Source organism: Saccharothrix espanaensis DSM 44229 (assembly GCF_000328705.1).
In the GTDB taxonomy this organism is placed as follows: Bacteria; Actinomycetota; Actinomycetes; order Mycobacteriales; family Pseudonocardiaceae; genus Actinosynnema; species Actinosynnema espanaense.
Genome location: NC_019673.1, coordinates 915,765 through 942,226 on the forward strand (window position 1 = coordinate 915,765; position 26,462 = coordinate 942,226).

The window sequence follows — 26,462 nt, forward strand, 5'->3', positions numbered from 1 at the left end:
GTGGAGTCGCTCACAGACCAGTTGCCGAGGGTACTCCTCCCGAGTTCACACTGTCGTCCCGGTCGTGGGGTGCTCGATCACAGACCCCCACCACGAGCCAACGGAGGCGTGCGGTGCAGTTCGGGCGTTATTACGAGGAGTTCGAGGTCGGCGCGGTCTACAAGCACTGGCCCGGGAAGACGGTCACCGAGTACGACGACCACCTGTTCTGCCTGCTGACGATGAACCACCACCCGCTGCACCTGGACGCGCACTACGCGGCGGAGACCACCGACTTCGGCAAGAACGTGGTGGTCGGCAACTACGTCTACTCGCTGCTGCTGGGCATGTCGGTGCCGGACGTGTCGGGCAAGGCCATCGCGAACCTGGAGGTGGAGTCGCTCAAGCACATCAAGCCCACCTTCCACGGCGACACCATCTACGGTGAGACCGAGGTGCTCGACAAGACCCCGTCGAAGTCGAAGGACGACCGGGGTGTGGTCTACGTCGAGACCCGCGGGTACAAGCAGGACGGCACGGTCGTCTGCGTGTTCCGCCGCAAGGTGATGGTGCCCAAGCGCTCGTACGGCGACAGCCGCGGCGGCGAGCAGCCGGGCCGACCCGAGCCGGTCACCGGCTGAGCCGGGGGAGGATGGCGGTCGACCGGTCCGCGCGAACGGCCGCCGGGGGTCCGACGAAGGACGAAGGAGTGACGTGACTGCCCTGGACCTGGTGCGGCGGCGACTGTCCCGGTTCGCCGAGCTGGAGGCGCCGGGCGTCTCGCCGCTCTACGAACACCTGGCCGGGCACGCCGCCGCCGACCCGGAGGTCGCCGGGCTGCTGACCGCCGCCCCGGAGCGCTTCGCGCACGCGACGCTGTTCCTGGCGGCGGCGCACCGGCTGGTGCAGGCCGAGCCGTTCCACGAGCTGTCGAACTACTACCCGTCGCTGGGCGGCACCTTCGGCGCGGACGAGCGCACCTGGCCGTTGTTCCGGGAGTTCGTGCTGGAGCGGGCCGACCGGATGCGGGCGCTGATCGCGGCCCGGTCGACCCAGACCAACGAGGTGCGCCGGGCGGCGCTGCTGTACCCGGCGGTGGCCATGGTGAAGGGCCCGGTCGGGCTGCTGGAGGTCGGCTGCTCCGCGGGCCTGCTGCTCGGGCTCGACCAGTACGGCTACCGGTACCAGACCGAGCAGGCCGGGCAGGTGGCCGCGGGCCCGGCGAAGGCCGCGCTCGGGCTGCACTGCGCGCTCGAACTCGCGCCCGGCGCGGAACTGCCCAAGATCCCCAAGGCGGTCAAGGTGGCGGCGAAGGTCGGGTTGGACCGCGCGCCCGCCGACCTCACCGACGAGGACAGCTACGCGTGGCTGGAGGCGTGCGTGTGGGCCGACCAGCCCGAACGGCTCCGGCTGTTCGGCGTGGCCGCCACCGTGCAGCGCAAGTCGCCGCCGACGTTCGTGGCCGGCGACGCCGTGGACGACCTCGCCGCGGCCGCCGCGCAGGTGCCCGCCGACCTGCCGCTGGTGGTCGTGACCAGCAACGTGCTGCCGTACGTGCCGGGCGGGGAGTTCGTGCGCGCGCTGCGGGCGCTGGACCGGCCGGCCTGGTGGGTCAGCCACGAGAGCTACGCGGCCGGGCTGGAGCACGTGCTGCCCGGCCGGGAGGACCTCGAGCAGGGCGACACCGCGTTCGGCGTGCTCGGGCTGGTCCGGTTCGAGGGCGGCGAGGTGGTGTCGGCCAAGGCCCTCGCCAAGACCGCCCTGCACGGCCAGCGGCTGGTCTGGCTGCCCTGACCCCGGACCGCGACGGGCGGGCCGGCCGTGGCCCGGACGGGTGATCTCTCCGCTTGAATGCGGTTCCGCGCCGTGGGGCGGGGAGTCCGGGCGGCCGGTGCGGCATGGCGGTGGGTGATCGTTCCGGGGCGGCCCGCACGTTCGGGGAGCGCCCGGTCGGGGCTGCCGCCGGCGGACCGGTCGCACGCGGCGTCACCTGCCCCGATCGGACGAAGTCGAGCGCGTGCGCGGGTGCTGTTCCGGGCCCCGGAAGGCCATCCGGGGCCGCGGACGAGCGGAAGTGTGTCCAAGATCGCAGCCCGCTCCAAGTGGGGTCCCGCGGTGCCGTCCCCCGCTCGGAGCGCACCCGATCGCACCAGGCAGGCCTGGTCGCGGACCCCCTGTGCCGCCGGTTGGGTGACGTTCCCTATCGACGTAGCGATGGTCACGGAGAGTCGGGTTCCGGCCCGAAATCGGCGGCCGCCGGCCCGGACCTCCCCCGCTCCGGGCCCGACTCGTCCACCCGGTACCAGGCACCGTCCCTCACCTGGGGGATTCGTCCTCCGCACGAGTAGTAGTCGCCCGATCGAGTCAGGGGCGACACCGCCAACACAGCGGATCAAGCGGTCACGTTCGGCCGTCACAGTCACCCGCTGTAGTCACACCGGAACGGCGGTGCTGGTCGCTACCCCAGGTGCGGTACAAAACTCCCAAGGTGCCGCGCCGTGCGGTACAACGGTTTTCACTGGCGCCACAAGGGTGCGGGTAGCGAACGGGGTTGATCACCGTGAATCTGAAGAAGATTCTCACTTTCGCCGGGGTCGGCTTGGTCCTGTTCTTCCTGATCGCGGAACCCCAGCAGGCGGCTCAGCTCGTCCAGAACGTGCTGAACACGCTGAAGGGAGCCGCTGAGGCGCTCATCACCTTCGTGAAACAATTGTTCTGAGTCGCCCGGCTCCTCTCCCCCGGCGAAGGGTCAGGTCTGAGGCATGTTCGCACCACGAGACCCCGACGAGTACCTGCTCCCCACGGAGCGTCGGGTCATCCGGGTCCGCAGGCACTGGAGCAGTCTGCTCTGGGATCTCCTGGAGGCGGCGGCCCTGCTGGCCGGCGCCATGATGATCTCCTACCTGCTGCCCGACAACGCCGGCGTGGTCCAGAACATCCTCTGGTACGCGGCGCTGTTCGTGCTGCTCAGGCTGGCGTACTTCGTCATGGAGTGGTGGGTGGAGCGGATCGTCGTCACCGACAAGAGGTTCATGATCTCGTCGGGGGTCTTCGAGACCAAGGTGGCCATGATGCCGATCAGCAAGGTCACCGACCTCACCTACGAGCGGACGGTGCTGGGGCGCATGTTCGGCTTCGGCACCCTGGTCGTGGAGTCGGCGGGGCAGATCCAGGCGCTCAACCGGATCGAGTTCCTGCCGAACCCCGAAGAGGTGTACGACGCCATCTCGGAGTTGACCTTCGGCGACAAGAAGGCGCAGGCCGAGCGGTTCTCGATGATCAAGGCGCAGCGGGCGGCGCGCGGGAAGAAGATGGTGCCGTAGGTCAGACTGGGCGGGTGCGCATCGACCTGCACACCCACTCGACCGAGTCCGACGGCACGGACACGCCCGCGGAACTGGTGGCCGCCGCGGCGGCCACCGGTCTGTCCGCCGTCGCGCTGACCGACCACGACACCGCCGCCGGCTGGGCGGAGGCGGCCGACGCGCTGCCCCCGGGCCTGCGGCTGGTGCGCGGCGCGGAGCTGTCCTGCGCGTCGGACGACGGTCGAGGCAGGGTCATCACCGTCCACCTGCTCGCCTACCTCTACGACCCCACCTCGCCCGCCCTGGTCGAGGAGCAGCTGCGGCTGCGCTCCGAACGACGGCACCGGCTGCGCCGGATGGCGGTGCGGATGGTCGAGGACGGCTTCCCCATCGACCCCGACGAGCTGATGGCGGCGATGCCCGCCGACGCGCCCGCCGGCCGCCCGCACCTGGCCATGGCGCTGATCAGGGCCGGTGTGGTGACCAGCGTGGACGAGGCGTTCGCCCGGTACCTGACCGGCGGGCGGTACTACGTGCCGCGCACCGACACCCCGGTCGCGCGGGCCATCGAGATGATCACCGAGGCGGGCGGGGTCACCGTGCTCGCCCACCCGTTCGCCTCCTCGCGCGGACCGATCGTGTCCGACGGGGTGGTGGCCGACCTCGCGGACCTCGGGCTGGCCGGCGTCGAGGTCGACCACCCCGACCACGACCCGGCGACCCGGGCGCGGCTGCGCGGGCTCGCGGGCGAGCTGGGACTGCTCACGACGGGCTCCTCGGACTACCACGGCACCAACAAAACCGTGCGGATCGGTGCCGAGACCACATCACCCGACGTGCTGGACGCGATCGCCGACCGGGCGACCGGGTGCAAGGTGCTGGTCGGTTAGGCCGACCGTGCCGGAGCGCTGCGCCGACCGTGTGAAGGGCCGCTGCGCCGTGCGCGGGCAGTGCCGGGACTGTCGGTCCACCTCGGTAGTTTGGTGTCGTGCAGGAACAGCTGGGGTTCGATTTCGGCGCGATGCCGAAGAAGCTCGTGCGGGTCACCCCGTCGAAGCTCTCGACGTGGGCGGACTGCCCGCGCCGGTTCCGCATGGCCTACGTGGACCGGCCGACACCGCCGCGCGGCGGCGCGTGGGCGCACAACACGCTCGGCGCGGTCGTGCACAACGCGCTCAAGGCGCTGTTCGACCTGCCGGCCGAGCGCCGCACCCCGGAGCAGGCGGTGGCCCAGCTGCACCGCCAGTGGAAGAACGACGGGTTCCGCGACGCCGAGCAGGCCGCCGTGTACCGGGGCCGCGCCGAGGGCTGGGTGCGCGACTACGTCGGCGGGCTCGACACGTCGATCGAGCCGCTGGGCATCGAGCGCTGGGTGTCCACGCCGACCGCCCGGATCGTCGCGGAGGGCCGGGTCGACCGGATCGACCTGCGCGAGGGCGAGCTGGTCATCGTCGACTACAAGACCGGGCGGCACGCGCTGAGCGCGGACGACGCGCGCGGCTCCCAGGCGCTGGCGCTGTACGCCCTGGCGGCCCGGCGGACCCTGCGCAAGCCGTGCCGGCGGGTGGAGCTGCACCACCTGCCCACCGGGGCGGTCGCGGTGTGGGAGCACACCGACGAGAGCCTCGCGCGGCACGTCTCGCGGGCCGAGGAGGCCGCCGACGAGATCGGCTTGGCCGCCGACACCCTCGCCGCCGGCGGCGACCCGGAGATCCTCTACCCGCCCCGCACCGGCAACCAGTGCACCTGGTGCGACTTCCGCCGGAGCTGCCCGGAGGGGCAGCAGGCGGCACCGACACTCGACCCGTGGGCTCTGCTCGCGCCGTAGGGAGAGCCGTGACGATGGTGGAGACCGAGCCGCGCGTGCTGCGGACGTGGCGCGGGGTCGGCGGCAGCGTGGCCGTGGGCCTCGTGCTGCTGGCGCTGGCGCTGATCGGCGTGCAGGTCTACGCGGGCCTGCACGACCTGCCCGGACCGGGCGTGGGCGTGGTGCTGGGCCACTTGCTGGCCGCCGCGGTGGCCGTGGTGGCGCAGGTCGTCGCCGACCGGCGCACCGGCTGGGTCGCCGGGCTGTGCGGCCTGGCGGTGCTGGTGGCCGGCGCTACGACGCTGTGGGTGTTCTGGTGGGCGTGAGCCAGGCCCGGGTGGTCAGGCGCTGAGCCAGGCCCGCCAGGTCGGCAGGAGGGTGGCCAGCAGCGCCTCGGGGGCCTCGGTGTTCGGCGAGTGCAGGACGCCCTTGAGGACGGCGAAGTCGGCGTCGAGGCGTTCGGCCATGTCCCGCTGCGCGGCCGCCGACCAGGCGTCGTCCAGCTCGCCGCAGACCACCAGGCACGGCGTGCCCGACGAGCGCAGCGACCGCGCCAGCTTCGCCACCAGGTCCGGCTCGGTGCGCAGCGCGTCGCCCATGCCGAGCAGGCCCGCGGCCGTGGAGCGGCCGAACCGGGACCGGTAGAAGTCCTTGAGCCCCTCCGGGAGCAGCGCCCACTGCGGGTTCAGCGCGGCGCGGACGAGGGTGAACTCGTACAACGCCGCGACGCCCTGCTCGCGCAGCAGCGGTTCGCCCTGCTCCAGCGCGAGCCGGCGCTCGCCCGGCGGCAGCTCCGAGGGCCCCGACGACAGCAGCGTCAACCCGGTGATCGGGGCCTGCGCGAGCACCGCGCCCCGGCACACCAGCCCGCCGTAGGAGTGGCCGAGCAGCAGCACCCGCCGGCCGTCCGCGGTGAGCTTGCCGACCAGCTCGGCCACCGCCGCGCCCAGCGGACCGGGGTGGTAGTCGGCCTCGGCGACCGGGCCCGCCGACTCGTACTGGCCGGGCAGGTCGATCGCCACGACCTCCAGACCGGCGTCCGCGATCGGGTCGAGCAGCGGCGCGAAGTCCTCTTTGGACCCGGTGTAGCCGGGCACCAGCAACGCCGTCGCGCCGATGTCGACACCGGCCGCGGGCGCGCGCAGGGCGGCGACCGGACCGTACCGGCCGGGCAGGTCGACGCGGTGCGCGCGGTGCGGGCTGAGCTGCGAGTGCACGTCTCGAAGTGTGCCGCACTCCGCCCGTGCGCGCGTGGGTGAACGAGCGCGGCGCTACCGCAGGGCGACCAGCGTGTCGCCGCGCTGCTCCAGCACGACCGGCCCCTCGGTGCCCATCAGGACCGGGCCGGTGTAGCCGCCCCGGTCGACCGGCACGCGGCCGATCTCCTGGCCGGAGACCTGGTCGACCACCTTCAACCCGTCCGGCACCGGGATCAGCGCGCGGCCCGCCAGCGTCGTGCCGGGGCCCTGCGACGGGGTCGTCCACAGCGGGTTCAGGTCGGCCAGGGTCAGCGCGATCGTGCGCGACCCGGTGAACCAGTAGACGTTCGCGGTGCTGGTCATCGTGGACACCACCCGGCCCGGGGGGTCGCCCGCCAGCTCCTGCTCGGACACCTCGACCGGGTACTCCTGGATCAGCCCGCCGGTCTCCGCGTCGAACACGATCAGCTTGCCCGGCACGGCCACCGCGACCCGGTTGGCGGTCACCGCGACCACCCGCGCGCCCTTGACGCCGACCAGCGCGGTGCTGAGCACCTGCGGCTCGTCGGACTTCTCCGGGTTGGGCTTGAGCACCGTGATCCGGTCGGACGGGTCCTGGTTGTAGCACCGCTCGATCACCGCGGCCTTGCCGCCGCTGACCGCGAACGAGCCGTACTCGCAGCCCGGCCGGGGTTGCTTCCCCGCGTTCACGATCGCGCGCAGCGTGCCGTACTCCAGCGACCGCACCAGGTCGTCGCGCCGGTACACCTCGAAGTACGTCCCGCCGGTGGCCAGCACGTGCGAGCCCTCGTTGAGCAGGCGGGTGTCCAGCGCGGCGTCGCCGTTGCGCTGCGGGCCGCGCTTGCCCGACGCGGCGTCCAACGTGGTCAGCTCGGAGCAGTTGGTGTCCTTGCGGTAGAGCGCGAACACCTTGCCCCAGGCGGTGCTCACCGTGCACAGCGGCAGGTCCCGGCTGTAGCGCCAGCGGACCTCGCCGGTCAGCGCGTCCCGGCCGACGACCTCGCCGTTGTCCCCGGTCGCCACCACCGAGTCCAGGTGCACCGGCACCTGGGTGGCGGCGCTCGGGGCCCGCCACAGCTCACCCAGTGACGGCGGCAGCACCGTCACCGGTTCGAGCGGCGTGATCTGGCTGGGTCCGGTCTGCGAGGTGGTGTTGCGGGCATCGCTGAACACCCACACCAGCCCGGCCGCGACCAGGATCCCGACCACGACCAGGGCCAGGGCCACGTAGTCGCCCCTGGTCCGCCACGTCCGCACGGGACCCACCGGCCCGTCGTCGGTGCTGCCGGGGGAGGGGTCCGCCAAGACGTCCTCGGTGGTCGGCTGGTCGGCGTCGTCGTCGGCGGAGCGCTGCGCGCCCGTCGAACGCCCGGCGCTCGCGCCCGTCGACTGCTCGGCGGCCGTGCCCGTCGACTGCTCGGCCACGGCGTCCGTTGAACGCTCCGCGACAGCACCCGTCGACTGCTCCGCGACAGCACCCGTTGAACGCTCCGCGTTCGCGTCCACCACGACCTGCCCGTTCGACTCCGCCTGTTCCGGCTGGCCCACTGCCCGGCTCCCGATGGTTCGGTGATCTGTCCGGCCACATGCTGCCGCACGTGGCCGGAGATCCGTGTGAGGAGTCAGTCTGCCGACGGCGGGGCGTCCGCGGAACCTTCCGTCTCGGTTCGCGTGGCGCGGCGACGGGTGCGGGGGCGCTCGGTCTCCTCCGCGTCCGCCGGTTCCGCCTTGCGCCTGGTCCGGGAGCGGGTGTCCGCTTCCTCGGGCTGCGCTTCGGCGGTGGCCTCGGCCGTCTTGCGGGTCCGCGTCCGCTTGGGCGCGGCCTCGGCCGGCTGGTCGGACGTCTCCGCGACCTCGGCGGGTGCCGCGGCCTTGCGGGTACGGGCCCGCTTCGGGGCCGCCGGTTCGACCGCCGTCTCGACCGCGGGCTCGGCGTCGGCCGGGGTGGCCTCCGCCGGGGCTTCGACGGCCTTCTTCCGCGTCCGGGTGCGCTTGGGCGCGGCCTCTGCGACCGGCTCTGCGACCGGCTCTGCGACCGGCTCTGCGACCGGCTCCGCGGCCGGCTCGGTGACGGCCTCGGCGGGCGCGGGCTCGGCCTTCTTGCGGGTGCGGGTGCGCCTGGGCGTGACCGCTTCGGCCGGGGCCTCTGCGGGCGCTTCGGCGACCGGCGCGGCCACCGGCTCCGCTACCGGCGCGGCAACCGCGTCGGCGGCGGGTGCCTGCGGCGCGGCGTCGGCGGGGGCGTCGGTCGACGCTCCAGCCCGGCTGCGCCGACGGCTGCGGGTGGGCGCGGCGTCGGCCGGTGCTTCGGCCTTCGGCGCGTCCGGGATCGCGACCGCTTCGGCCGGGGTGGCGGCCTCGACCGGCGCGTGCTCGACGGCCGTGCCGTTGACCGCGACGGCCTCGGGCGCGGAGCCGTCGGCCACCGCGGCGGCCTCGCCGGCCGAACTGCCACGACGACGGCGGCGGCGCGACCGGGTGTGCTCGGTGGAGCCCGCCTCGCCGTTCGGCGACCCGCCCTCGGCCTGGCCGTTCGGCGACCCGCCCTCGGCCGTGACGCCCTCCGCCGGGACACCGCCCCGGCTGCGCCGGCGACGCCGGGTCCGGCCGCCGCCGTTCTCGGTGCCGTCCTCGGTGGCCGCCGGCTCGCCGCTCGTGGTCGGCGACCCCGGCGAACCGGGCGCGCCGCGCTTGCGACCGCGCTTGCGGGGCTTGCGCTCGCCCTTGAGGTTCTCCTCCGGCTCGGCGTCCAGGCCCGCGCGGGTGCGCAGGCCCAGCGGCAGCCGGCCGGTCGAGCCCGCCGGGATGTGCAGCTCGGCGAACAGGTGGTCCGACGTCGAGTACGTCTCCACCGGCTCCGGCTTGCCCAGGTTGAGCGCGTCGCTGATCGACTTCCAGCGCGGCATCTCGTCCCAGTCGACCAGCGTGACGGCGACGCCCGTGCGGCCCGCGCGGCCCGTCCGGCCGATGCGGTGCACGTAGGTCTTCTCGTCCTCCGGGCACTGGTAGTTGATGACGTGCGTGACGCCCTCGACGTCGATGCCGCGCGCGGCCACGTCCGTCGCCACCAGCACGTCGATCTTGCCGCTGCGGAACGCCCGCAGCGCCTGCTCGCGCGCGCCCTGGCCCAGGTCGCCGTGCACGGCCGCCGCGGCGAACCCGCGCTCGACCATCTCGTCCGCGACCTTCTGCGCCGTGCGCTTGGTGCGGGTGAAGATCATGCACAGGCCGCGGTCGCGGGCCTGCAACGCGCGCGCTAGCAGCTCGGTCTTGTCCAGCGCGTGCGCCCGGTAGACGAACTGCTCGGTGCGCTCGTGGATCGCGCCCGCGTCGTTCTCCTCGGCGCGCACGTGCGTGGGCTGGTTGAGGAACGTGCGGGCCAGCGTGATGATCGGCCCCGGCATGGTCGCCGAGAACAGCATGGTCTGCCGCTCGTCGGGCACCATGCGCAGGATGCGCTCGATGTCGGGCAGGAAGCCCAGGTCGAGCATCTCGTCGGCCTCGTCCAGCACCAGCCCGCGGACCTTGCCCAGCACCAGGTGGCGCTGCTCGGCCAGGTCGAGCAGCCGGCCCGGGGTGCCCACGACCAGGTCCACGCCCTTGCGCAGGGCGTTGATCTGCGGCTCGTACGGCCGGCCGCCGTAGATGGCCATCACCCGCACGCCCAGGTGCTTGGCGGCGTCGGTGAGGTCGTGGGTGACCTGCAGGCACAGCTCGCGGGTCGGCACCACGACCAGCGCCTGCGGCGTGCCGTCACCCGGCACGGTGATCCGCTGGAGCAGCGGGATGCCGAAACCCAGGGTCTTGCCGGTGCCCGTGCGGGCCTGCCCGATGACGTCGTCGCCGGCCAGCGCCAGCGGCAGCGTCAGCTCCTGGATGGCGAACGCCCGCTCGATGCCGGCCTCGGCCAGCGCGCGGACGATCTCGGCGTGCACGCCCAGCTCGGCGAACGTGGGGGAGTCGGTCCGGACCGGGGCGTTGGCGACCAGCGGGTGGGAGGTGTCCACGTCGGGGACTCCCAGCTCGCTGTGCTCCAAGGCCACCGGGTCCAGCTGGGTCTGTTCGTTTGTCGCGGTCAGGATGATCGCCTCTCTCGTACCAGCGCGCACGGCCTGTACGGGCCACTCGACCGCGCCTACCGCCTCGCGGCCGCGCGAAGCGGCCGGGCGTGTGGCGCGGGAGGGCCTGCGAGGTATGCGCGCACCCTCTCCTGGCGGCACGGTGCCGCCGTAGTCGGCTCTCGGCACCGCTGCGAGCCCCTGCTGGGCCGCGCCGCGCCGGGCGTCGGGTAGTCACTCTACCTGCCGACTAGGCCGTTCGGGGTGGAACGCCCGTGGTGGCTGCGGAGTCGCGTGCCTGGGGTGTTGTGAAGACCACCCGACTAGGCTCGCGGCCATGGGTGACGCAGCGGTGGTGTCCGGCCAGGTGGCCGAAGGTGTGGTCGACCTGCTCGGCGCACTGGCCTACGGCGAGCTGTCGGCGTTCGACCGGATGGCGGAGGACGCGCGGACCGCGCCGACGCTGGCCGGGCGCGCCGACCTGTCCGCGATGGCGGCGGCCGAGATCGGGCACTTCACCCTGATCGAGCGGTACCTGGCCGACCACGGGCACGTCCTGGAGGACGCGATGAGCCCGTTCGTGGCGGGTTTCGACGCGTTCCACGCCTCGACGGCGCCCAAGTCGTGGCACGAGTCGCTGGTCAAGGCCTACGTCGGCGACGGCCTGGCGGCGGACTTCTACCGCGAGGTCGCCCAGTGGCTCGACCAGCCGACCAAGGAGCTGGTGCTCGCGGTGCTGGCCGACACGGGCCACTCGGCGTTCGCCGAGCGCGAAGTCCGGGCGGCCTGCGGCGCGGACCCGAAGATCAAGGACCGGCTCACGCTGTGGGGTCGCCGGCTGCTCGGCGAGGCGTTGACGCAGGCCCAGTACGTGGTGGCGGAGCGGGACCCGCTCGCCGAGCTGATCGTGCGGGGCTCCGGCGACCTCGCCGGCATCGCCGCGCTGTTCCGGCGGCTCCAGCAGAGCCACACGCGGCGCATGACGGCGCTCGGGCTCGGCTAGGGTTGATTTCGACAGTTGTCTGACCGCCGAGTTGGGCGGTCAACGCGTGTACGGAGGTCAGCGTGGAGGTCAGGGTCGGCGTCGCGGACAGTCCGCGTGAGCTCGTGGTGTCGAGCTCTCTGTCCCCCGATGAGGTCGAATCGCAGGTCGCGGACGCGCTGAGGGCGGGCAGCGGCCACCTGACGCTGGTCGACCAGAAGGGTGCCCGCTACGTGGTGCCCGCGAGCCGCATCGCGTACGTGGAGATCGGTCCGAGCGACTCGCGCAAGGTCGGCTTCACGGCGTAAGGACCTCGGGTCCCGTCGAGGGATCGGCAGAGCTGACGAAGGGGCGTCCCGTTCGGGACGCTCCTTCGTCGTGCCCGGTCCGCGGGCGCCAAAACCCGCCGCCAAAACCCGCCGTCGGATGTCGCCGTCAGATGTCGGCGGAGGGCTCCGGCGCGGGCGGGATCACGAACGGCGGCGTGCTCGTCCCGGCGACCCGGTAGCGCCGCCACGGGTCGGGGTCGGTCAGCGCGCCGGTCGCCGAGCCGTCCGGGGTGCGCAGCAGCGCGGTCCGCGCGCCGGCCTCCACCAGCTCGGTGACCTGGTCGTTCGCCGCGACGCGGCCGTACCAGTGGTAGCGGCCGTCGATCGGCTGGAAGTACCCGCGCAGCTCGACGTCCACGGCCACCTCGCGCTGGTCGAACACCAGCACCGCCGCGCCGGTGTAGCCGTCCTCGTCGTGGTCGTGCTCTTCGGACATCAGGTCTCCTCGCCGTTGACGAGCCGCAGCCGGGCGGGCTCCTCGGTGAAATCGGTGACCAGCGGCGCGTCCGGGTCGAGCGCGACGCCCGCGGACCGGAGCAGGCCGTCGATGGCGTGCCAGATGATGGTGGCCAGGTAGTCGCTCAGGCTCGCCCGGGTCATCGACTGGCGGTCCAGCCACCAGTCGCCGGCGTTCTGCACCATGCCGACCAGGGCGTGCGCCCACGGCTCGGCCCCGCCGGAGTCCATGTCGAACGCGCGCAGGTAGTCGCCCAGCAGGCGGGCCAGCGCGGCGGCGATGAGCTGCTTGTCCTCCTGCACCACGTCCTGCTCGACGGGGCGGTCGGTGAACGACTTGCGCACCACGAACCGGTAGAGGTTCGGGTTCTCCTCGATCACCGACAGGTAGGCGTCGACGATGCCGCGGATCCGGGCGCGGATCGGGCCCTCGTGGCTGATCGCCGGGACCATCTTGTCCATCAGCATCTCGGTGCCGCGCTGCCCGACCGCCAGGTACAGGTCCGACTTGTCGGTGAAGTGCCGGTACAGCACGGGTTTGCTGACGCCCGCCGCGGCCGCGATCTCGTCCATGCCGACCTCGGGGCCGTGCGCGGCCACGGCGCGGATCGTCGCTTCGACGAACTCCGCCCGGCGCGCCTCCCGGTGCCCCTTCCAGCGCTCCCGGCGTGCGTCCGTTCCGCCCTTGACAGTTCGAGCCATGTGACGCACGCTACCAGAAGTAACTGTTACCTCAAGTCGCAGATAACCCCGCTCGCCAGGAACACCCAACCGGGAGGGACCCGATGACGAGGGCCTTGAAGGTCGCCGATCGCGAGAAGACCGCCGAGCGGCTGCTCAACTCCTCGGCTGACAAGTTCTACGACCCGGAGGTGGACATCGACTGGTCCGCGCCGCTGGTCGAGGGCCTGCGGTACACCCCGGAGCACCGGTGCTCCCTCTACGGCACCGAGCTGTGGGACCGGATGACGCCCGAGCAGCGGATCGACCTGTCCCGGCACGAGGTCGCCAGCGTGGCCAGCGTCGGCCTCTGGTTCGAGATCCTGCTGATGCAGATGCTGCTCAAGGAGGTCTACCGGTCCGATCCGACGACCAAGCACGCGCAGTACGCGCTGACCGAGGTCGCCGACGAGTGCCGGCACTCCACGATGTTCGCGCGCATGGTCGAGCGCATCGGCTGCCCGCCCTACGGACCCCGCAGGCACGTCTACCACCTGGGCAAGCTGCTCCCGGTGATCGGCTACGGCCCGGCCCTGTACGGCTCGATCCTGGTCGCGGAGGAGATCCTCGACCGGATGCAGCGCGAGACCATGGCCGACGAGAGCGTGCAGCCGCTGGTCCGCATGGTCAACCGGATCCACGTGCTGGAGGAGGCGCGGCACGTCCGGTTCGCCCGCGAGGAGGTCGTGCGCGGCATGGCGACCATCACCAAGAAGGAACTGCCCTACCAGCGCTGGCTGATCGCGACCACGTCGATGTTCATCACCCGGTCGATCATCAACCCCGAGGTGTACGCGGCCGTCGGCCTGGACAGGGACGAGGCGCACAAGGCCGCGCTGGGCAACCCGAAGTGGCACGAGACGATCCAGTGGTCCGGCGAGCGGATCATGAAGTTCCTCGACGAGCAGGGCCTGGTCGGGAAGCCGGGGATGCGGGCATGGCGCCGGTCGTTCCTGCTCGGATGAGCGCCCCCTGGGAACCGGACCACCGGTTCGTGACCTCGGACGGGACCGCGCTGCACGTCGTGGACAACGGGCCGCGGGACGCGGACGTGACCACCGTGCTGGTGCACGGCTGGACGCTGGACCACACGTCGTGGGACCACGTGGCTCCGGCACTGCCCGGTCGGGTGCTCCGCTACGACCACCGCGGCCATGGCGGGTCCGCGGCGTCGTCGGCGGAGGCGGCCACGATCGAGCGGTGCGCGGACGACCTGGCCGAGTTGATCGCGGCACGGGTGCCCACCGGGCGCATCGTGCTCGCGGGTCACTCGATGGGCGGAATGACGATCATGGCGCTGGCCGAGCAGCACCCCGCGCTGCTCGACCGCGTCGCCGGGATCGTCCTGGTGAACACGTCGTCGGGCGGCCTGTCCGGCACGAGGCTCGGCCTGCCGGGCGTGTGGGGCCGGGCGTTCGTGGCCGGCGAGCGCGCCTCGAACCGGCAGATCGCCCGGCTGCGCCGGCCGCAGCTGCTCCAGCGGACCCGGGTCCTGCGCCCCGGTCTGCGGTGGCTGCTGTTCGGCAAGCAGCCGCTGTGGCGGGACGTGGCGTCGTCGGCGGTCATGGTGGGCCGGTGCAACCCGGTGGCCATGGTGGCGTTCCGGAGCTCCCTGGACGCACACGACCGGGTGAAATCGCTCAAGCAGTTCGGCGGCATCCCGGCAGTAGTCCTCGCCGGCGGCGCGGACCGCCTCACCCCGGCCCGGCACGCACGGATCATCGCGGACGAGGTGACGCACGCCGAGTTGGTGATCTACCCAGGAGCGGGTCACATGCTCCCGATGGAGCGATCACGAGAGGTCACAGCACACATCACCGCGCTGCTGTGACGACCCGCCGGACCACCACGCGAGGCCGCGTCGGTAGGTCGAGACTCATTTCCCGGCGATCACGCTTTTCGATCGTCGGGAAATCAGGCTCGACCTACCGACTTCCCGGCGGCCGAGCCCGCCGCGACGGAGTCGCGGCAATCCAACTCAGTGCTGGAGGGGGAAGCCGCCGCCGATGCCGCGCCACGCGAGGTTGGAGATCAGGGCGACCGCGTCTTCCTTCGGGACCTGGCGGTCGTCGGCCAGCCACGCACGTGCCGTGACCTGCGACAAGCCGACAAGGCCGACCGCGAGCAGCCGGGCGCGGTGCTCGTCCAGGCCGGTGTCGGCGGTGATGGTGCCGGTGATCGCCTTCACGCTCTCCGTCGTCGCCCGCTCCACGGCCTGCGCCACGGCCGGCTCGCTGCGCAGGTCGGACTCGAAGACCATGCGGAACGCCTGGCCCTCGCCGTCCACGAAGTCGTAGAACGCGCCGACCGTCGCCTTCACCCGCTGCTTGTTGTCCGTGGTGGACTCCAGCGCACCGCGCACGCGGTTCACCAGCTCGTCCACGTGGGATTCCAGCAGCGCCATGTACAGCTCCAGCTTGCCGGGGAAGTGCTGGTACAGCACCGGCTTGCTGACGCCCGCGCGCTCGGCGATCTCGTCCATCGCGGCGGCGTGGTAGCCGTTGGACACGAACACGTCCTGCGCCGCGGCCAGCAACTGGGCACGCCGGGCGGTGCGTGGGAGTCGGACCCCTCGTCCCGCGCCGCCGTTGTGCCCGACCGTGGTCTGGGCCGTCTCCGTCATGGTGCCTCCAGCCAACCTGTCCATCGCGAAACCGGCAAGGGGTGGCCCTGCCGGCTCGTCGGCAACCTTACTCGCTGGTAGCAGCGTTGCGGGAAAGCTTCTCGTTTCGTAGGACGCCCGAGCAGGCATCCTGGAGGAATGACCGAGGCCCTGGAGGCGAGCAGACCCGCCCTCACCCACGTGCCCCTGTCCGCCGCGCCGCTACCCCCGCTGGACTCAACGAGCGCGCCGTGGCCAGGTGACTACCTCGACATCGACGGCCACACCGTGCACGTCCGGCGCACCCCCGGCCCGGCCGACTCGACCGCCGTCTACGTGCACGGCCTGGGCGGTTCGGCCACGAACTGGACCGACCTGGCCGGGCAGCTCTCCGGCCACGTCGACGGGCACGCGCTGGACCTGCCCGGGTTCGGCCGCTCCGAGCCGATCCCCGGCTACACGTTCAGCATGGCCACCCACGCCGAGGTGGTCGTCGCCTACATCGAGTCGCTCGGCGTCGGCCCGGTGCACCTGTTCGGCAACTCAATGGGCGGCGCGATCTCGCTGATCGCCGCGGCCGCCCGGCCCGACCTGGTGCGCACGCTGACCCTGATCTCGCCCGCCGTGCCGGACCTGCGTCCCAGCCTGCGCCGGGTGTCCGACCCGCGGCTGCCGCTGGCGTTCCTGCCGGTCCTGGGCTCGCGGATGCGCCGGCAGCTCGCCCTGGTCACGCCCGAGCAGCGGACCCAGCAGATGCTGCGGCTGTGCTTCGCCGACCCGTCGCAGGTCCCGGAAGTGCGGATCGAGCAGTCCGCGGCGGAGTACGCGGAGCGGACCGCGCAGCCGTGGTCGGGCACCGCGCTCGGCCGCAGCACGGTGGAGCTGATCAGGACGTGGCTGGTGCCGCGCTCGCGGTCGATGTGGCTGCTGCCGCCCCGGATCACCGCGCCCTCGCTGGTCGTCTGGGGCACCGAGGACCGGCTGGTCAGCGCCCGCAAGGCGCCCCGGGTGGCCCGGCTGCTGCCGCGCGGCCGGCTGCTGGTGCTGCCGCGCACCGGGCACGTCGCCCAGATGGAGCGGCCGGAGTCGGTGGCGCGGGCCGTGCTCGGGATGTGGGAGTCCGGTGCGGCCTGGTAGCCCGGTCCAGCGCGGTGACCTGGGCCGTCCGCCCGGCTCGGGCACCGGAGTCCGCTGGGCGGGCGCCGCTGTGGCACCCTGGTCGCCGTGAACCGGACATCGCAGGACGGGCGCGACACCGCGCCTGCCTCGGATGCCCGGCCGTCCCCTCCGGACGACCGCTACCGCCGGGGTTCCCGGCGGACCGGGGCCGAGCCGCTGACCGCCTCCTGGGAGCCCGCCGGCTCCCGGCCCGGCCCGCGCCGGCGCGGGCTCAAGGGCCTGGTCGCGAACTACGGCTGGCGGATCTACGCGGTGCCCGTGCTGTTGGTGCTGACCGCGCTGGTGGTGCTGGACACGGCCACGCCCACCGGGATCGGTTCGGCCGGCGAGACGTCCGCCGCCGCGTCGGCCACGACGACCACGCCCGGCCCGCCCGCGGCCAGCGAGACGCCGCCCGCGAAGGTCGACCTGGTGACCATCCCGACCGCGGTGCTGCCCGACGGCCCCAAGTTCTCCGAGCAGGGCGCGGGCACCTGGCAGGTCATCGCGGGCTCGGCACCGCAGGTGGGGCAGGGCAAGCTCTACAGGTACACGATCGCCGTGGAGGACGGCGTGGACGCGGCCGACTACGGCGGCGACCGCGAGGCGTTCGCGCGGACGATCGACGGCATCCTAGCCGACAGCCGGAGCTGGATCGGCACCGGCGAGGTCTCGATGCAGCGCGTCGAGCCGAACCAGCCGGTGGACTTCACCGTGAGCCTCAGCACCACGGGGACCACGCACAGCATGTGCGGCTTCCAGATCCAGTACGAGTCGTCGTGCTGGCACCCGCCGACGAAGCGCGTGGTCATCAACGTGGCCCGGTGGGTGCGCGGCGCGAAGGCGTACAGCAACGACTTGTCGACTTATCGCGCGTACGCGATCAACCACGAGGTCGGCCACGCGCTGGGCAACGGCCACGAGGGCTGCCAGGAGAACGGGCACGCCGCGCCGGTGATGATGCAGCAGTCCTTCGGGGTCGCCAACGACTACGTGGCCCAGTTGAACGAGGTGGACTACTCCAACCGCGGCGTCGTGCCGGCGGACGGCAAGGTCTGCACGCCCAACGCGTTCCCGGTGGCACCTCGCTAGCCCCTTCGGCGCAGCGGTCGGGCATCCTGGGACGAGCGGTCCGACACGTGTCCACGCGCTGGGACGGCTTCCCATCCGGGAAGACGGTGGGCCAGGCTGGTGTTGTCCGTCGGTAGAGGACATGTTTCGTCGAGGAGGATCAGATGGCGCTTCCGCCGCTCGTGGAGCCCGCAGCGGAGCTGACCAAGGAAGAAGTCGCGCGGTACAGCCGGCACCTGATCATCCCGGACGTCGGGGTTGCCGGGCAGAAGCGGCTGAAGAACGCGAAGGTCCTGGTCGTGGGGGCGGGCGGGCTGGGTTCGCCGGCGCTGCTCTACCTGGCCGCGGCCGGGGTCGGCACGCTGGGCGTCGTGGACTTCGACATCGTCGACGAGTCGAACCTCCAGCGCCAGGTCATCCACGGCCAGTCCGACGTCGGCAAGCCCAAGGCGGAGTCCGCGCGGGACTCGGTGGCCGAGATCAACCCGTTCGTGAAGGTGATCCTGCACCAGGTGCACCTGAACTCGGAGAACGTGCTCGACATCTTCCGGGACTACGACCTGATCCTGGACGGCACGGACAACTTCGCCACCCGGTACCTGGTCAACGACGCCGCCGTGCTGCTGGGCAAGCCGTACGTGTGGGGCTCGATCTTCCGGTTCGAGGGCCAGGTCAGCGTCTTCTGGGAGGACGCGCCGGACGGCCAGGGCCTCAACTACCGCGACCTCTACCCGGAGCCGCCGCCGCCCGGCATGGTCCCGTCGTGCGCCGAGGGCGGCGTGCTGGGCGTGCTGTGCGCGTCGATCGGCTCGATCATGGTGACCGAGGCGATCAAGCTGCTGACCGGCATCGGCGACCCGCTGCTCGGCCGGCTCATGGTCTACGACGCCCTGGAGATGTCCTACCGGACGATCAAGATCCGCAAGGACCCGGAGAGCATCAAGATCACCGAGCTGATCGACTACGAGGCGTTCTGCGGCGTGGTCTCCGACGACGCGCAGCAGGCCGCGGCGGGCAACACGATCACCCCGCTGGAGCTCAAGCAGAAGCAGGACGGCGGCGAGGACTTCCTGCTGGTCGACGTCCGCGAGCCGCACGAGTTCGAGATCGTGCGCATCCCGGGCTCGGTGCTGATCCCCAAGGACCGCATCCTGTCCGGCGAGGCGTTCGCCGAACTGCCGCAGGACAAGCAGGTCGTCCTGCACTGCAAGTCGGGCGCCCGCTCGGCCGAAGCTCTGGCCGCACTGCACCGCGCCGGCTTCAGGGACGCCGTGCACGTGGGCGGCGGCGTGCTCGCCTGGGCCCGCGAAGTGGACCCCAGTCTGCCCACGTACTGACGGCCCCGCCTCCGGCGATCGCGGTGAGGCCGCCGGCAAGTCGGCCCATCGCGTCGTCTTTCACCCCGATCGAAAAGCGTGATCGGGTGAAAGGCGACGCGACAGGCCGACGCGGCCTCGCGTGGTGTGACGTTCGCGATGGCCTCAACCCGCATTAGTGCGGTTGGGCCGGATGGGTGTGTGGCGCGCGACTAGCGGCGCGAGGTCCACCACACGTGAGGGTTTGACGGGTAGCGTGCCGGCGTGACCCCATCCCCGGAGCCGCCACCGTCGCACGTGCGCGCCGCGTTCGGCGCGCGCGACGCCGAGCCGGAGCTGATCGACGCCGGTCCGGTGTGGCGCTGTGGCGACGCGGCGATCCGGCCGGCGGGCAACCCCGCCGAGGCGACGTGGGTCGCCAGGACGCTCGACACGCTGACCGTGGACAAGCTGCGCGTCGGCAGACCCCTGCGGTCGACCGACGGCCGGTACGTCGTCGGCGGGTGGGCCGCCACCAAGTACCTGTCCGGCCGGGCCGAGCCGCGGCACGACGAGATCGTGGAAGTCGCCGTCAAGCTGCACGAGGCGACCAAGGACCTCACCAAGCCCCGCTTCCTCGACGCCCGCGCGGACGTGTTCGCGGTCGCCGACCGGTGCGCGTGGGAAGAAGGCCCCGCCGAGCTGGACGCCGCGCTCGGCGGCCGGCTGTACGAGCTGCTCACCGCCTACCGCAAGCCGTTGACGCTCAAGCCGCAGGTCGTGCACGGCGACCTGTTCGGCAACGTGCTGTTCGCGGGCGACGCGGCACCGGCCGTCATCGACTTCAAGGCGTTCTGGCGGCCCGCCGAGTACGGCGCGGCGATCGTCGTGGTGGACGCGACGTCGTGGGGTGGCGCGGATCATGGGCTGATCCAGCGGTGGGCGCACCTCGCGGAGTGGCCGCAGATCCTGCTGAGGGCGACCCTGTTCCGCCTCGCGGTGCACGCCCTGCACCCGCTGTCCGGCCCGAAGTCGCTGGTGGGGCTGGAGCGCACGGCCACCAAGGTGCTCGAACTCCTCTGACCTCCTCCCGTCCCGGCGGCGGTGGGCGGGCAAGTTCGCCTGGCCGGAACACCGCGCGGCGTGGAGTCGACAGCACGTTCCTGCGGTCGTCCCTGACCGACACCCACCGCCCGTACCGCGCGTGGCAGTGCGCGATGTCCGTGACCGATGTCGTGCGACGCGGCGCTGAACCGCGAAGTCCTCCTGTTCGGGCGGAATAGTTGAAGTCTCAACTAGGTTGGACGGGGTGAGACCGAACGTCCGAGCGGAGAAGGAGGCAGCCATGCCCGCCGTGACCGCGGACACCCTGACCCTGCCGAGGCTGCCCGACCTCCCGGAGACCACGACCGACTGGCGTCCGGTCCGCAAGGTCGTCGCGGCGCGCAAGTCCTACGAGGGTGAGGGCTTCCAGGTGCGCCGCCCGTTCCCCGGCGTCGACCTGCCATCGGCCGACCCGTTCCTCCTGCTCGACCACATGGGCGCGGTGGAGTACGGGCCGGGCGAGGCGAAGGGCGCGCCGTGGCACCCGCACCGGGGCTTCGAAACCGTCACCTACATGATCGACGGCGCTTTCGAGCACCTCGACTCCACCGGTGGCGGCGGCCTGATCAAGGACGGCGCGACCCAGTGGATGACCGCCGGCAGCGGTGTCCTGCACAGCGAACTGCCGCCGCCGGACATGGTCGCCAAGGGCGGGCTGTTCCACGGCGTGCAGCTCTGGGTGAACCTGCCCAGGGCCGCGAAGTGGACCCCGCCCCGCTACCAGGACATCAAGGCGCACGACATCCGCCTGCTGGCCAGTGACGACGGAGGCGCGCTGGTCCGGGTGATCGCCGGCGACCTCGCGGGCCACCGGGGACCCGGGACGACCCACACCCCGATCACCTACCTGCACGCGACCGCCGCGCCCGGAGCCCGGCTGGCCTTCCCGTGGCCGGCGGACTTCAACGCGATGGTCTACGTGTTGTCCGGCAAGGGTTTCGTGGGCCACGAGCGCCGCCCGCTGGAGGAGGGCGAGCTGGCCGTCCTCGGCAACGGCGAGGCGCTCACCCTGCGGGCGGCCACCGAGTGGGACGTGCTGGTGCTCGGTGGGCTGCCGCTCGACGAGCCCGTCGCGCGCTACGGGCCGTTCGTGATGAACACCCGCCAAGAGATCCTCGACGCGATCGAGGACTTCCAGGCCGGGCGACTCGGCGGGACGCACGTCCCGCACGTCGGCCCGGCGGACGAGGAGCTGGAGAAGTGACCGACATCCGCGAACTGCTGGACCGCGGCCGGGAGTTCCGCGCCGCGGGTGACCCGAGCAGCGCCGCGCGGTTCCTGGCGGAGGCCGCGACGCACGCCCCGGGCGACCGCACCGTGCTCACCGAGCTGGCGCTGGCGCACTTCCAGTCGGCGGCGCTGGGCCGGGCCGAGGGCGTGCTGCGCGACCTGGTCGAACTCGACCCGGCCGACGGCTACACCCGGCTGCTGCTGGGCCGCACGCTCAGCCGGCAGAGCCGGTACGCGGAGGCGTTGCCGCAGTTGCGACTCGCCGTCGCGCTCACCCGCGACCCGGACGTCGAGGCCGAGCTGGCCCGCGTGGAGAAGCGGGTCACCACAGACCGGGCGGCTCCTCCGCCTTCTCCGTGACCGCGTCCTCCCAGCGGTACGTGCGCAGGTCGATCTTCCCGTCGGCCACCGCCACGCCTTCCTCGCGCAGCAGCTGGTGCTGCGTGTCGGCGATGTGCGGCGCGCACGTGCCGTTGGCGCGCAGCACCCGGTGCCACGGCAGGTCGTGCCCGTCCTGGTTCAGGACGTGGCCGACCAGCCGCGGCGACGGGGCGCGCGACAGGTCGGCGACGTCGCCGTAGGTGGCGACCCGGCCGCGCGGGATGGACCGCACGACCTCGCGGATCATTTCGTGCAACTCTTCATCCACCGAACCAGTTTTCCACGGTCGGTGCGCGTCCCGATCAGCCGGTGTAGCCGGCCACGAGCTTGGTGAAGTCGTACGTGCCCTGGTTGGTGCCGCTGCAATCGCTGCCGGACGCGCCGCAGTTGCCCTTGTCGCGGTTGGTGGCCCAGAACGTGAAGCGGGACAGGTGCTTGCTCGTCGCCCAGTCGCGGATCGCGCGGAACTGGGCGGTGGTCACCGTCTCGCCGGTGTCGGTGATCCCGTTCATCGAGGACAGCCCGCTGCGCCGGTACGCGGCGTCGTCGGTGAGCCCGAACGTGGCCTTCACGTGGTTCTTCAGCCCGTCCACAGCGGACTTCGTGCCCGCGACCAGGTCGCTGGGCCCGCCGAAGTTGAACGGCATCACCGCCCACACGTCGACCGGGACCGCGAGCTCCTTGGACTTGGTGACCAGCCGGGTGCCCCACGAGTTCAGCCCGGCCCGGTTGGTCGGCATCGTGACCACGGTCCTGATCGCCGGGTTGCGCTGCTTCACGATCTTCAGCGCGCCGAGGATCCGGTCCTGCACGGTCGCGTTCTCGAACTCGTCGGTGTTCTCGATGTCGATGTCGATCGCCTTGAGCTGGTAGGCGTCGATCACCTTCTGGTAGGCCGCCGCGAGCGCCGTCGCCGACGAACAGCGCGGGCCGAGCTTGGTGCCCGACCAGCCGCCGAACGACGGGATGACGTCGCCGCCGGCCGCACGGATGTTGCGGATCAGGGTGGCGTCCGCGCCGGTCAGGGGACGTTGGCCGTCCCAGGCCGGGTTGCACCCGCCATCCGAGAGGATGAAGGCGAGCGTGAACGCCTTCACGCCCGTCTGGTTCATCACGGTCACCGGGTTGGGTTTCGCGCCCCACTGGTACAGGTACGGGGACGCCAGGACGGGGTCCGGCGCGGCCTGGGCGGCGGGCGTCAGGGACATCGCCGCGAGGCCGGCCGTGAGGGTGATCATCAACCGCCGCAGGGGTTTCATCGTTCCTCCGGGACGCAGGGGAGCACGCTGCGGCGGCGGGGTGACGCGTGCGCGGGTCGTCCCCAACGTGGCCTGGACCACTCGGATTTGTCAAGAGCCCATACGAAACGGCCGGTCACCCGGGCCCTCCCCGGCTCTGTCGTACCCCCGTGGTTCCATCGGGGCATGGCAGTGAACAGGGCACCGTTGCTGGTGCGCCGGGTGCGGCAGGAGCGCCCCCGGCGTGACTGGAGCGCGCCCGCGCGGGCGGTGTTCGACCACCCGGGCGGGCCGCTGCGCGTGCTCGGCGGCCCCGGCACCGGCAAGACCACCCTGCTGGCCGAGGTCGCGGCCGACCGCATCCGACGCGGCGGGGCCGACCCGGAGAGCGTGCTCGTGCTCACCGCGAACCGGCGGGCCGCGGTCGCCATGCGCGCCCACATCACCCGCCTGCTGACCGACGAGGCCGAGGGCGAGGTGCTGCCCACCACCCAGGAGCCGCTGGTCCGCACCGTGCACTCGTACGCGTTCGCCGTGCTGCGCACCCGCGCCGTGCGGGAGGGCGAGCCGACACCCCGGCTGCTGGCCGGCCCCGAGCAGGACGCGATGGTCCGCGAACTGCTCCTGGGCGACGTGGCCATGGGCGCGCCGAAGTGGCCGCAGCGGCTGCGCCCGGCCCTCCCGCTGCCCGGGTTCGCCCAAGAGCTGCGCGACCTGCTGCTGCGCGCCACCGAACGCGGCCTGGCCCCCGAAGACCTGGTCGAGCTCGGCCGCGCGCACGGCCGTGACGAGTGGGTGGCGGCGGGCCTGTTCGGCACCCAGTACGAGCAGGTCAACCTGCTGTCCGCGGCGGGCCAGGGCGCGGCCTCGTCCTACGACGCGGCCGAACTGGTCGGCAGCGCGCTGCTGGCGTTCGAGACCGAGGCCGACCTGCTGCACGCCGAACGCGTCCGGGTCCGCCACCTGCTCGTGGACGACGCCCAGCACCTCGACCCGTTGCAGCACGCGCTGCTGTCCGTCCTCGGGAGCGCGGCGCAGGAGTTCGTCCTGGCGGGCGACCCGGACCAGGCCGTGTTCTCCTTCCGCGGCGCGGACCCGGTCCTGCTGTCGGACACCGAAGGGCCGACGGTCGTGCTGCGCGAGGGCCACCGGATGACACCGGAGATCCGGGCCGCGGTCGCCCGGCTGGCCGGTCGGCTGCCCGGCGCGTCGCCGACCCGTGAACCCACCCCGGCCGACGGCACCGGCTCCGTGCAGGTCCGGCTGTTCGCATCGGGCGCGCAGGAGGCGAGCTGGGTCGCCGACCAGCTGCGCCGCGCCCACCTGATCGACGAGGTGCCCTGGTCGGAGATGGCCGTGGTCGCCCGCTCGGCCAGCCGCTCGCTGCCCGTGCTGCAACGGGCGCTGCTCGCGGCGGGCGTGCCGGTCGCCGTCCCGCGTGACGAGCTGCCGCTGGCCCGACAACCCGCCGTGGCCCCGTTCCTGGCCCTGCTGCGCTGCGCCGCCACCCCCGGCAGCCTGGACGAGGACACCGCCGCGATGCTGTTGGCGTCCCCGCTGGGCGGCGCCGACCCGCTGGCGCTGCGCCGGCTGCGGCGCGGCCTGCGCCGGCTGGAGATGGCCGCCGGCGGCGACCGGCCCAGCGGCGAGCTGCTGGTCGAGGTGATCGAGTCGGACGACCGGCTGGCCGCGCTGGAGGACGCCGAGGCCCAACCCGCCCGGCGGATCGCCGGCCTGCTGCGCAAGGCCCGGCGCGGCATCACCGACGGGCACAGCGTCGAGCAGGTGCTGTGGGAGCTGTGGCAGAGCACCGGGCTGCAGAACCGCTGGGTCGCCCAGTCGTCGCGGCACGGCACGTCCGGGATGCAGGCCGACCGCGACCTGGACGCGATCGTCGGGCTGTTCGAGTCGGCGGCGAAGTACGTCGACCGGCTGCCCGGCGCGGGCGCGGACGGCTTCGCCGACTACCTGGCCGCCCAGCAGATCGTCGGCGACACGCTCGCCGCGTCCGCCCCGGTCGGCGAGGCCGTGGCGGTGCTGACCGCGCACTCCGCGGCCGGCCGCGAGTGGACCGTGGTGGCCGTGCCCGGCGTGCAGGAGGGCAGCTGGCCCGACCTGCGGCTGCGCGGGTCGCTGCTGGGCGTGGAGCGGCTGGTCGACGTGGTGGCCGGCGTCGGCGAGCAGGTCTCGGCCATCGCCCCGCTGCTCGCCGAGGAACGCCGGCTGCTCTTGGTCGCGGCCAGCCGGGCCCGGCGCTCCCTGCTGGTCAGCGCGGTGCGCGGCGAGGACGAGCAGCCGTCCCGGTTCCTCGACGAGCTGGAGGAACTCGCCACCGACCAGCCCGAGCGCCCCACCTACACCCCCGAACGCGGCCTGGTGCTGGCCGAGCTGGTCGGCGAGCTGCGCCGGGTGGTGTGCGACGGGGAGGAGACCGAGGACCGCCGGAACAGGGCCGCCGCCCAGCTCGCCCGGCTCGCCGCCCAGGGCGTGCCGGGGGCGCACCCCGACTCCTGGTACGGCCTGGCCGACGTGACCTCGCAGGACCCGCTGTGGACCGAGGAGCACACGGTCAGCGTGTCGCCGTCCACGGTCGAGGTGCTGGCCAAGTGCCCGGTGCGCTGGGTGGTCGAGCGGCACGGCGGCCAGGACCCGGCCGAACTCGCCTCCATCACCGGCACCCTCGTGCACGCCCTCGCCCAGGCCGCCGCGTCCGGCGCCGACGAGAAGGAACTGCGCACCAAGCTCGCCGAGGCGTGGTCCGCCGTCGACGCCGGCGCGCCGTGGTTCTCCCGCCGCGAGCGGATCCGGGTGGAGCGGATGCTCGACACGTTCCTGAACTGGCTGACCGCCAGCCGCGACCAGCTCACCCAGGTCGCGGTCGAGGAGGAGATCTCGGTCGAGGTGCCCAAGCAGGAGGGCGGCCCCTGGCTGCGGGTCAAGGGCCGCGTCGACCGGCTGGAGACCGACCGCGACGGCCGCCCGGTCGTGATCGACCTCAAGACCGGCAAGTCCCCGGTGACCAAGGAAGAGGCCCGCCAACACCCGCAGCTCGCGGTCTACCAGCTGGCGTCCGCGCTCGGCGGCTTCACCCACCTGGGCCTGGGCACCGACCCGGGCGGCGCGCGGCTGCTGTACGTGGCCAAGGAGAACAAGAAGACCGGCGCGACCGAACTCGAACAGGCCCCGCTGGACGAGCAGGGCGTCCGGGCGTGGCTGGAAGCCGTCCAGGCCGCCGCGAACTCCAGCGTGGGCCCGACCTACACCGCCACCGAAACCCCGGACTGCGACCGCTGCCCGGCCCGCACCTCGTGCCCCGTCCACGCCTCCGGCCGGCAGGTGAGCCAATAACCCCGCCCCCTCCCGCGCCCGTGCCCGCCACCCACCCGGCAGCCACCGCACCGCGCCACCCACACCCGGCCACGCACCTGCGCCTGTCCACGCGCCCACGCTTGGCCGCGTGCGTGGTCGCGCACCCGCGCTTAGCCGCGTCCCTGGTTGCGCGCCCGTTCGTGTGCCGCCCGAGCTTG

General features: G+C 72.8%; 25 protein-coding genes and 1 pseudogene. 18 read left to right on the top strand and 8 right to left on the bottom strand.

The genetic code is table 11. From position 1 onward, the window contains the following. Positions 1 to 50: 50 nt before the first annotated feature. The 7 genes from BN6_RS04475 (at position 51) to BN6_RS04500 (ending at position 5,417) form a co-directional block, all read left to right on the top strand. Positions 51 to 620 (top strand): MaoC family dehydratase, encoded by a 570-nt coding sequence (locus tag BN6_RS04475; RefSeq protein ID WP_408005330.1) that lies wholly within the window; start codon positions 51 to 53, stop codon positions 618 to 620. A gap of 73 nt (positions 621 to 693) precedes the next feature. Continuing rightward, positions 694 to 1,773: a DUF2332 domain-containing protein gene (locus BN6_RS04480; protein WP_015098353.1), complete on the top strand. Its 1,080-nt coding sequence runs from the start codon at positions 694 to 696 to the stop codon at positions 1,771 to 1,773. 766 nt (positions 1,774 to 2,539) lie between these two features. Beyond that, positions 2,540 to 2,698, top strand: a complete 159-nt coding sequence (locus tag BN6_RS47365) for a hypothetical protein (RefSeq protein ID WP_015098354.1) — start codon at positions 2,540 to 2,542, stop codon at positions 2,696 to 2,698. A gap of 43 nt (positions 2,699 to 2,741) precedes the next feature. Continuing rightward, on the top strand, positions 2,742 to 3,302 hold the full coding sequence (locus tag BN6_RS04485; RefSeq protein ID WP_015098355.1) for a PH domain-containing protein: 561 nt from the start codon (positions 2,742 to 2,744) through the stop codon (positions 3,300 to 3,302). Positions 3,303 to 3,316: 14 nt separating this feature from the next. After that, complete coding sequence (locus BN6_RS04490) at positions 3,317 to 4,174, top strand: PHP domain-containing protein (RefSeq protein WP_015098356.1); 858 nt, start codon at positions 3,317 to 3,319, stop codon at positions 4,172 to 4,174. A gap of 98 nt (positions 4,175 to 4,272) precedes the next feature. After that, positions 4,273 to 5,112, top strand: a complete 840-nt coding sequence (locus BN6_RS04495; RefSeq protein WP_015098357.1) for a RecB family exonuclease — start codon at positions 4,273 to 4,275, stop codon at positions 5,110 to 5,112. Between the two features lie 8 nt (positions 5,113 to 5,120). Continuing rightward, the gene (locus tag BN6_RS04500) at positions 5,121 to 5,417 is read left to right on the top strand and encodes a hypothetical protein (protein WP_051075437.1); all 297 of its coding nucleotides are present in this window, start codon (positions 5,121 to 5,123) and stop codon (positions 5,415 to 5,417) included. Positions 5,418 to 5,432: 15 nt separating this feature from the next. Here BN6_RS04500 and BN6_RS04505 read toward each other — a convergent pair whose 3' ends face one another. From BN6_RS04505 to BN6_RS04515, 3 genes and pseudogenes are all read right to left on the bottom strand, one after another. Beyond that, the gene (locus BN6_RS04505) at positions 5,433 to 6,308 is read right to left on the bottom strand and encodes an alpha/beta fold hydrolase (RefSeq protein ID WP_015098359.1); all 876 of its coding nucleotides are present in this window, start codon (positions 6,306 to 6,308) and stop codon (positions 5,433 to 5,435) included. 54 nt (positions 6,309 to 6,362) lie between these two features. Further along, complete coding sequence (locus tag BN6_RS04510; RefSeq protein ID WP_015098360.1) at positions 6,363 to 7,859, bottom strand: Rv3212 family protein; 1,497 nt, start codon at positions 7,857 to 7,859, stop codon at positions 6,363 to 6,365. A gap of 680 nt (positions 7,860 to 8,539) precedes the next feature. Then, positions 8,540 to 10,420, bottom strand: a pseudogene (locus BN6_RS04515) (DEAD/DEAH box helicase); the annotation flags it as partial. Between the two features lie 286 nt (positions 10,421 to 10,706). Between BN6_RS04515 and BN6_RS04520 the strand changes: the two are divergent. Both BN6_RS04520 and BN6_RS04525 read left to right on the top strand, forming a co-directional pair. Continuing rightward, complete coding sequence (locus BN6_RS04520; protein WP_041311922.1) at positions 10,707 to 11,372, top strand: ferritin-like fold-containing protein; 666 nt, start codon at positions 10,707 to 10,709, stop codon at positions 11,370 to 11,372. Between the two features lie 62 nt (positions 11,373 to 11,434). After that, on the top strand, positions 11,435 to 11,659 hold the full coding sequence (locus BN6_RS04525; RefSeq protein ID WP_015098363.1) for a DUF3107 domain-containing protein: 225 nt from the start codon (positions 11,435 to 11,437) through the stop codon (positions 11,657 to 11,659). 127 nt (positions 11,660 to 11,786) lie between these two features. On the opposite strand, the gene BN6_RS04530 is transcribed toward BN6_RS04525, so the two are convergent. Both BN6_RS04530 and BN6_RS04535 read right to left on the bottom strand, forming a co-directional pair. Next, positions 11,787 to 12,116, bottom strand: coding sequence for a DUF4873 domain-containing protein (locus tag BN6_RS04530; RefSeq protein WP_015098364.1), 330 nt, complete (start codon positions 12,114 to 12,116; stop codon positions 11,787 to 11,789). Continuing rightward, complete coding sequence (locus BN6_RS04535) at positions 12,116 to 12,838, bottom strand: TetR/AcrR family transcriptional regulator (protein ID WP_173430481.1); 723 nt, start codon at positions 12,836 to 12,838, stop codon at positions 12,116 to 12,118. The genes BN6_RS04530 and BN6_RS04535 overlap by 1 nt, the downstream gene beginning before the upstream one ends. Before the next feature lie 83 nt (positions 12,839 to 12,921). On the opposite strand from BN6_RS04535, the gene BN6_RS04540 reads away from it, so the two are divergent. Continuing rightward, on the top strand, positions 12,922 to 13,821 hold the full coding sequence (locus BN6_RS04540) for an AurF N-oxygenase family protein (protein ID WP_015098366.1): 900 nt from the start codon (positions 12,922 to 12,924) through the stop codon (positions 13,819 to 13,821). Continuing rightward, positions 13,818 to 14,687: an alpha/beta fold hydrolase gene (locus BN6_RS04545; protein WP_148302727.1), complete on the top strand. Its 870-nt coding sequence runs from the start codon at positions 13,818 to 13,820 to the stop codon at positions 14,685 to 14,687. Before BN6_RS04540 ends, BN6_RS04545 begins: the two co-directional genes overlap by 4 nt. A gap of 147 nt (positions 14,688 to 14,834) precedes the next feature. Here the strand turns inward: BN6_RS04545 and BN6_RS04550 are convergent, their stop codons facing one another. Next, on the bottom strand, positions 14,835 to 15,479 hold the full coding sequence (locus BN6_RS04550; RefSeq protein ID WP_015098368.1) for a TetR/AcrR family transcriptional regulator: 645 nt from the start codon (positions 15,477 to 15,479) through the stop codon (positions 14,835 to 14,837). A 138-nt stretch (positions 15,480 to 15,617) separates the two neighbouring features. Here BN6_RS04550 and BN6_RS04555 point away from each other — a divergent pair, with 138 nt between their 5' ends. The 6 genes from BN6_RS04555 to BN6_RS04580 all read left to right on the top strand — a co-directional run bounded on the left by BN6_RS04555 (position 15,618) and on the right by BN6_RS04580 (position 21,676). Beyond that, entirely contained in the window at positions 15,618 to 16,595 is a 978-nt protein-coding gene (locus BN6_RS04555) for an alpha/beta fold hydrolase (protein WP_015098369.1), read from the top strand. Between the two features lie 87 nt (positions 16,596 to 16,682). Continuing rightward, positions 16,683 to 17,708, top strand: coding sequence for a DUF3152 domain-containing protein (locus BN6_RS04560; protein WP_015098370.1), 1,026 nt, complete (start codon positions 16,683 to 16,685; stop codon positions 17,706 to 17,708). A gap of 143 nt (positions 17,709 to 17,851) precedes the next feature. Then, positions 17,852 to 19,024 carry an adenylyltransferase/sulfurtransferase MoeZ gene (gene moeZ, locus BN6_RS04565; protein WP_015098371.1) on the top strand — a complete coding sequence of 391 codons (1,173 nt, stop codon included), beginning with the start codon at positions 17,852 to 17,854 and terminating at the stop codon, positions 19,022 to 19,024. 243 nt (positions 19,025 to 19,267) lie between these two features. Beyond that, positions 19,268 to 20,065: a TIGR02569 family protein gene (locus tag BN6_RS04570; RefSeq protein WP_015098372.1), complete on the top strand. Its 798-nt coding sequence runs from the start codon at positions 19,268 to 19,270 to the stop codon at positions 20,063 to 20,065. A gap of 262 nt (positions 20,066 to 20,327) precedes the next feature. Further along, positions 20,328 to 21,290 carry a pirin family protein gene (locus BN6_RS04575; protein WP_015098373.1) on the top strand — a complete coding sequence of 321 codons (963 nt, stop codon included), beginning with the start codon at positions 20,328 to 20,330 and terminating at the stop codon, positions 21,288 to 21,290. Continuing rightward, positions 21,287 to 21,676 carry a tetratricopeptide repeat protein gene (locus BN6_RS04580; RefSeq protein ID WP_015098374.1) on the top strand — a complete coding sequence of 130 codons (390 nt, stop codon included), beginning with the start codon at positions 21,287 to 21,289 and terminating at the stop codon, positions 21,674 to 21,676. Before BN6_RS04575 ends, BN6_RS04580 begins: the two co-directional genes overlap by 4 nt. On the opposite strand, the gene BN6_RS04585 is transcribed toward BN6_RS04580, so the two are convergent. Then, a complete protein-coding gene (locus tag BN6_RS04585; protein ID WP_015098375.1) occupies positions 21,639 to 21,965 on the bottom strand; it encodes an MGMT family protein in 327 nt (108 codons plus the stop codon). The two genes, BN6_RS04580 and BN6_RS04585, sit on opposite strands and share 38 nt — an antisense overlap. 34 nt (positions 21,966 to 21,999) lie before the next feature. Continuing rightward, the gene (locus BN6_RS04590) at positions 22,000 to 22,956 is read right to left on the bottom strand and encodes a chitinase (RefSeq protein ID WP_015098376.1); all 957 of its coding nucleotides are present in this window, start codon (positions 22,954 to 22,956) and stop codon (positions 22,000 to 22,002) included. 165 nt (positions 22,957 to 23,121) lie between these two features. Here BN6_RS04590 and BN6_RS04595 point away from each other — a divergent pair, with 165 nt between their 5' ends. After that, positions 23,122 to 26,283, top strand: a complete 3,162-nt coding sequence (locus BN6_RS04595) for an ATP-dependent helicase (RefSeq protein ID WP_041311931.1) — start codon at positions 23,122 to 23,124, stop codon at positions 26,281 to 26,283. The last annotated feature ends 179 nt before the right edge of the window (positions 26,284 to 26,462 follow it).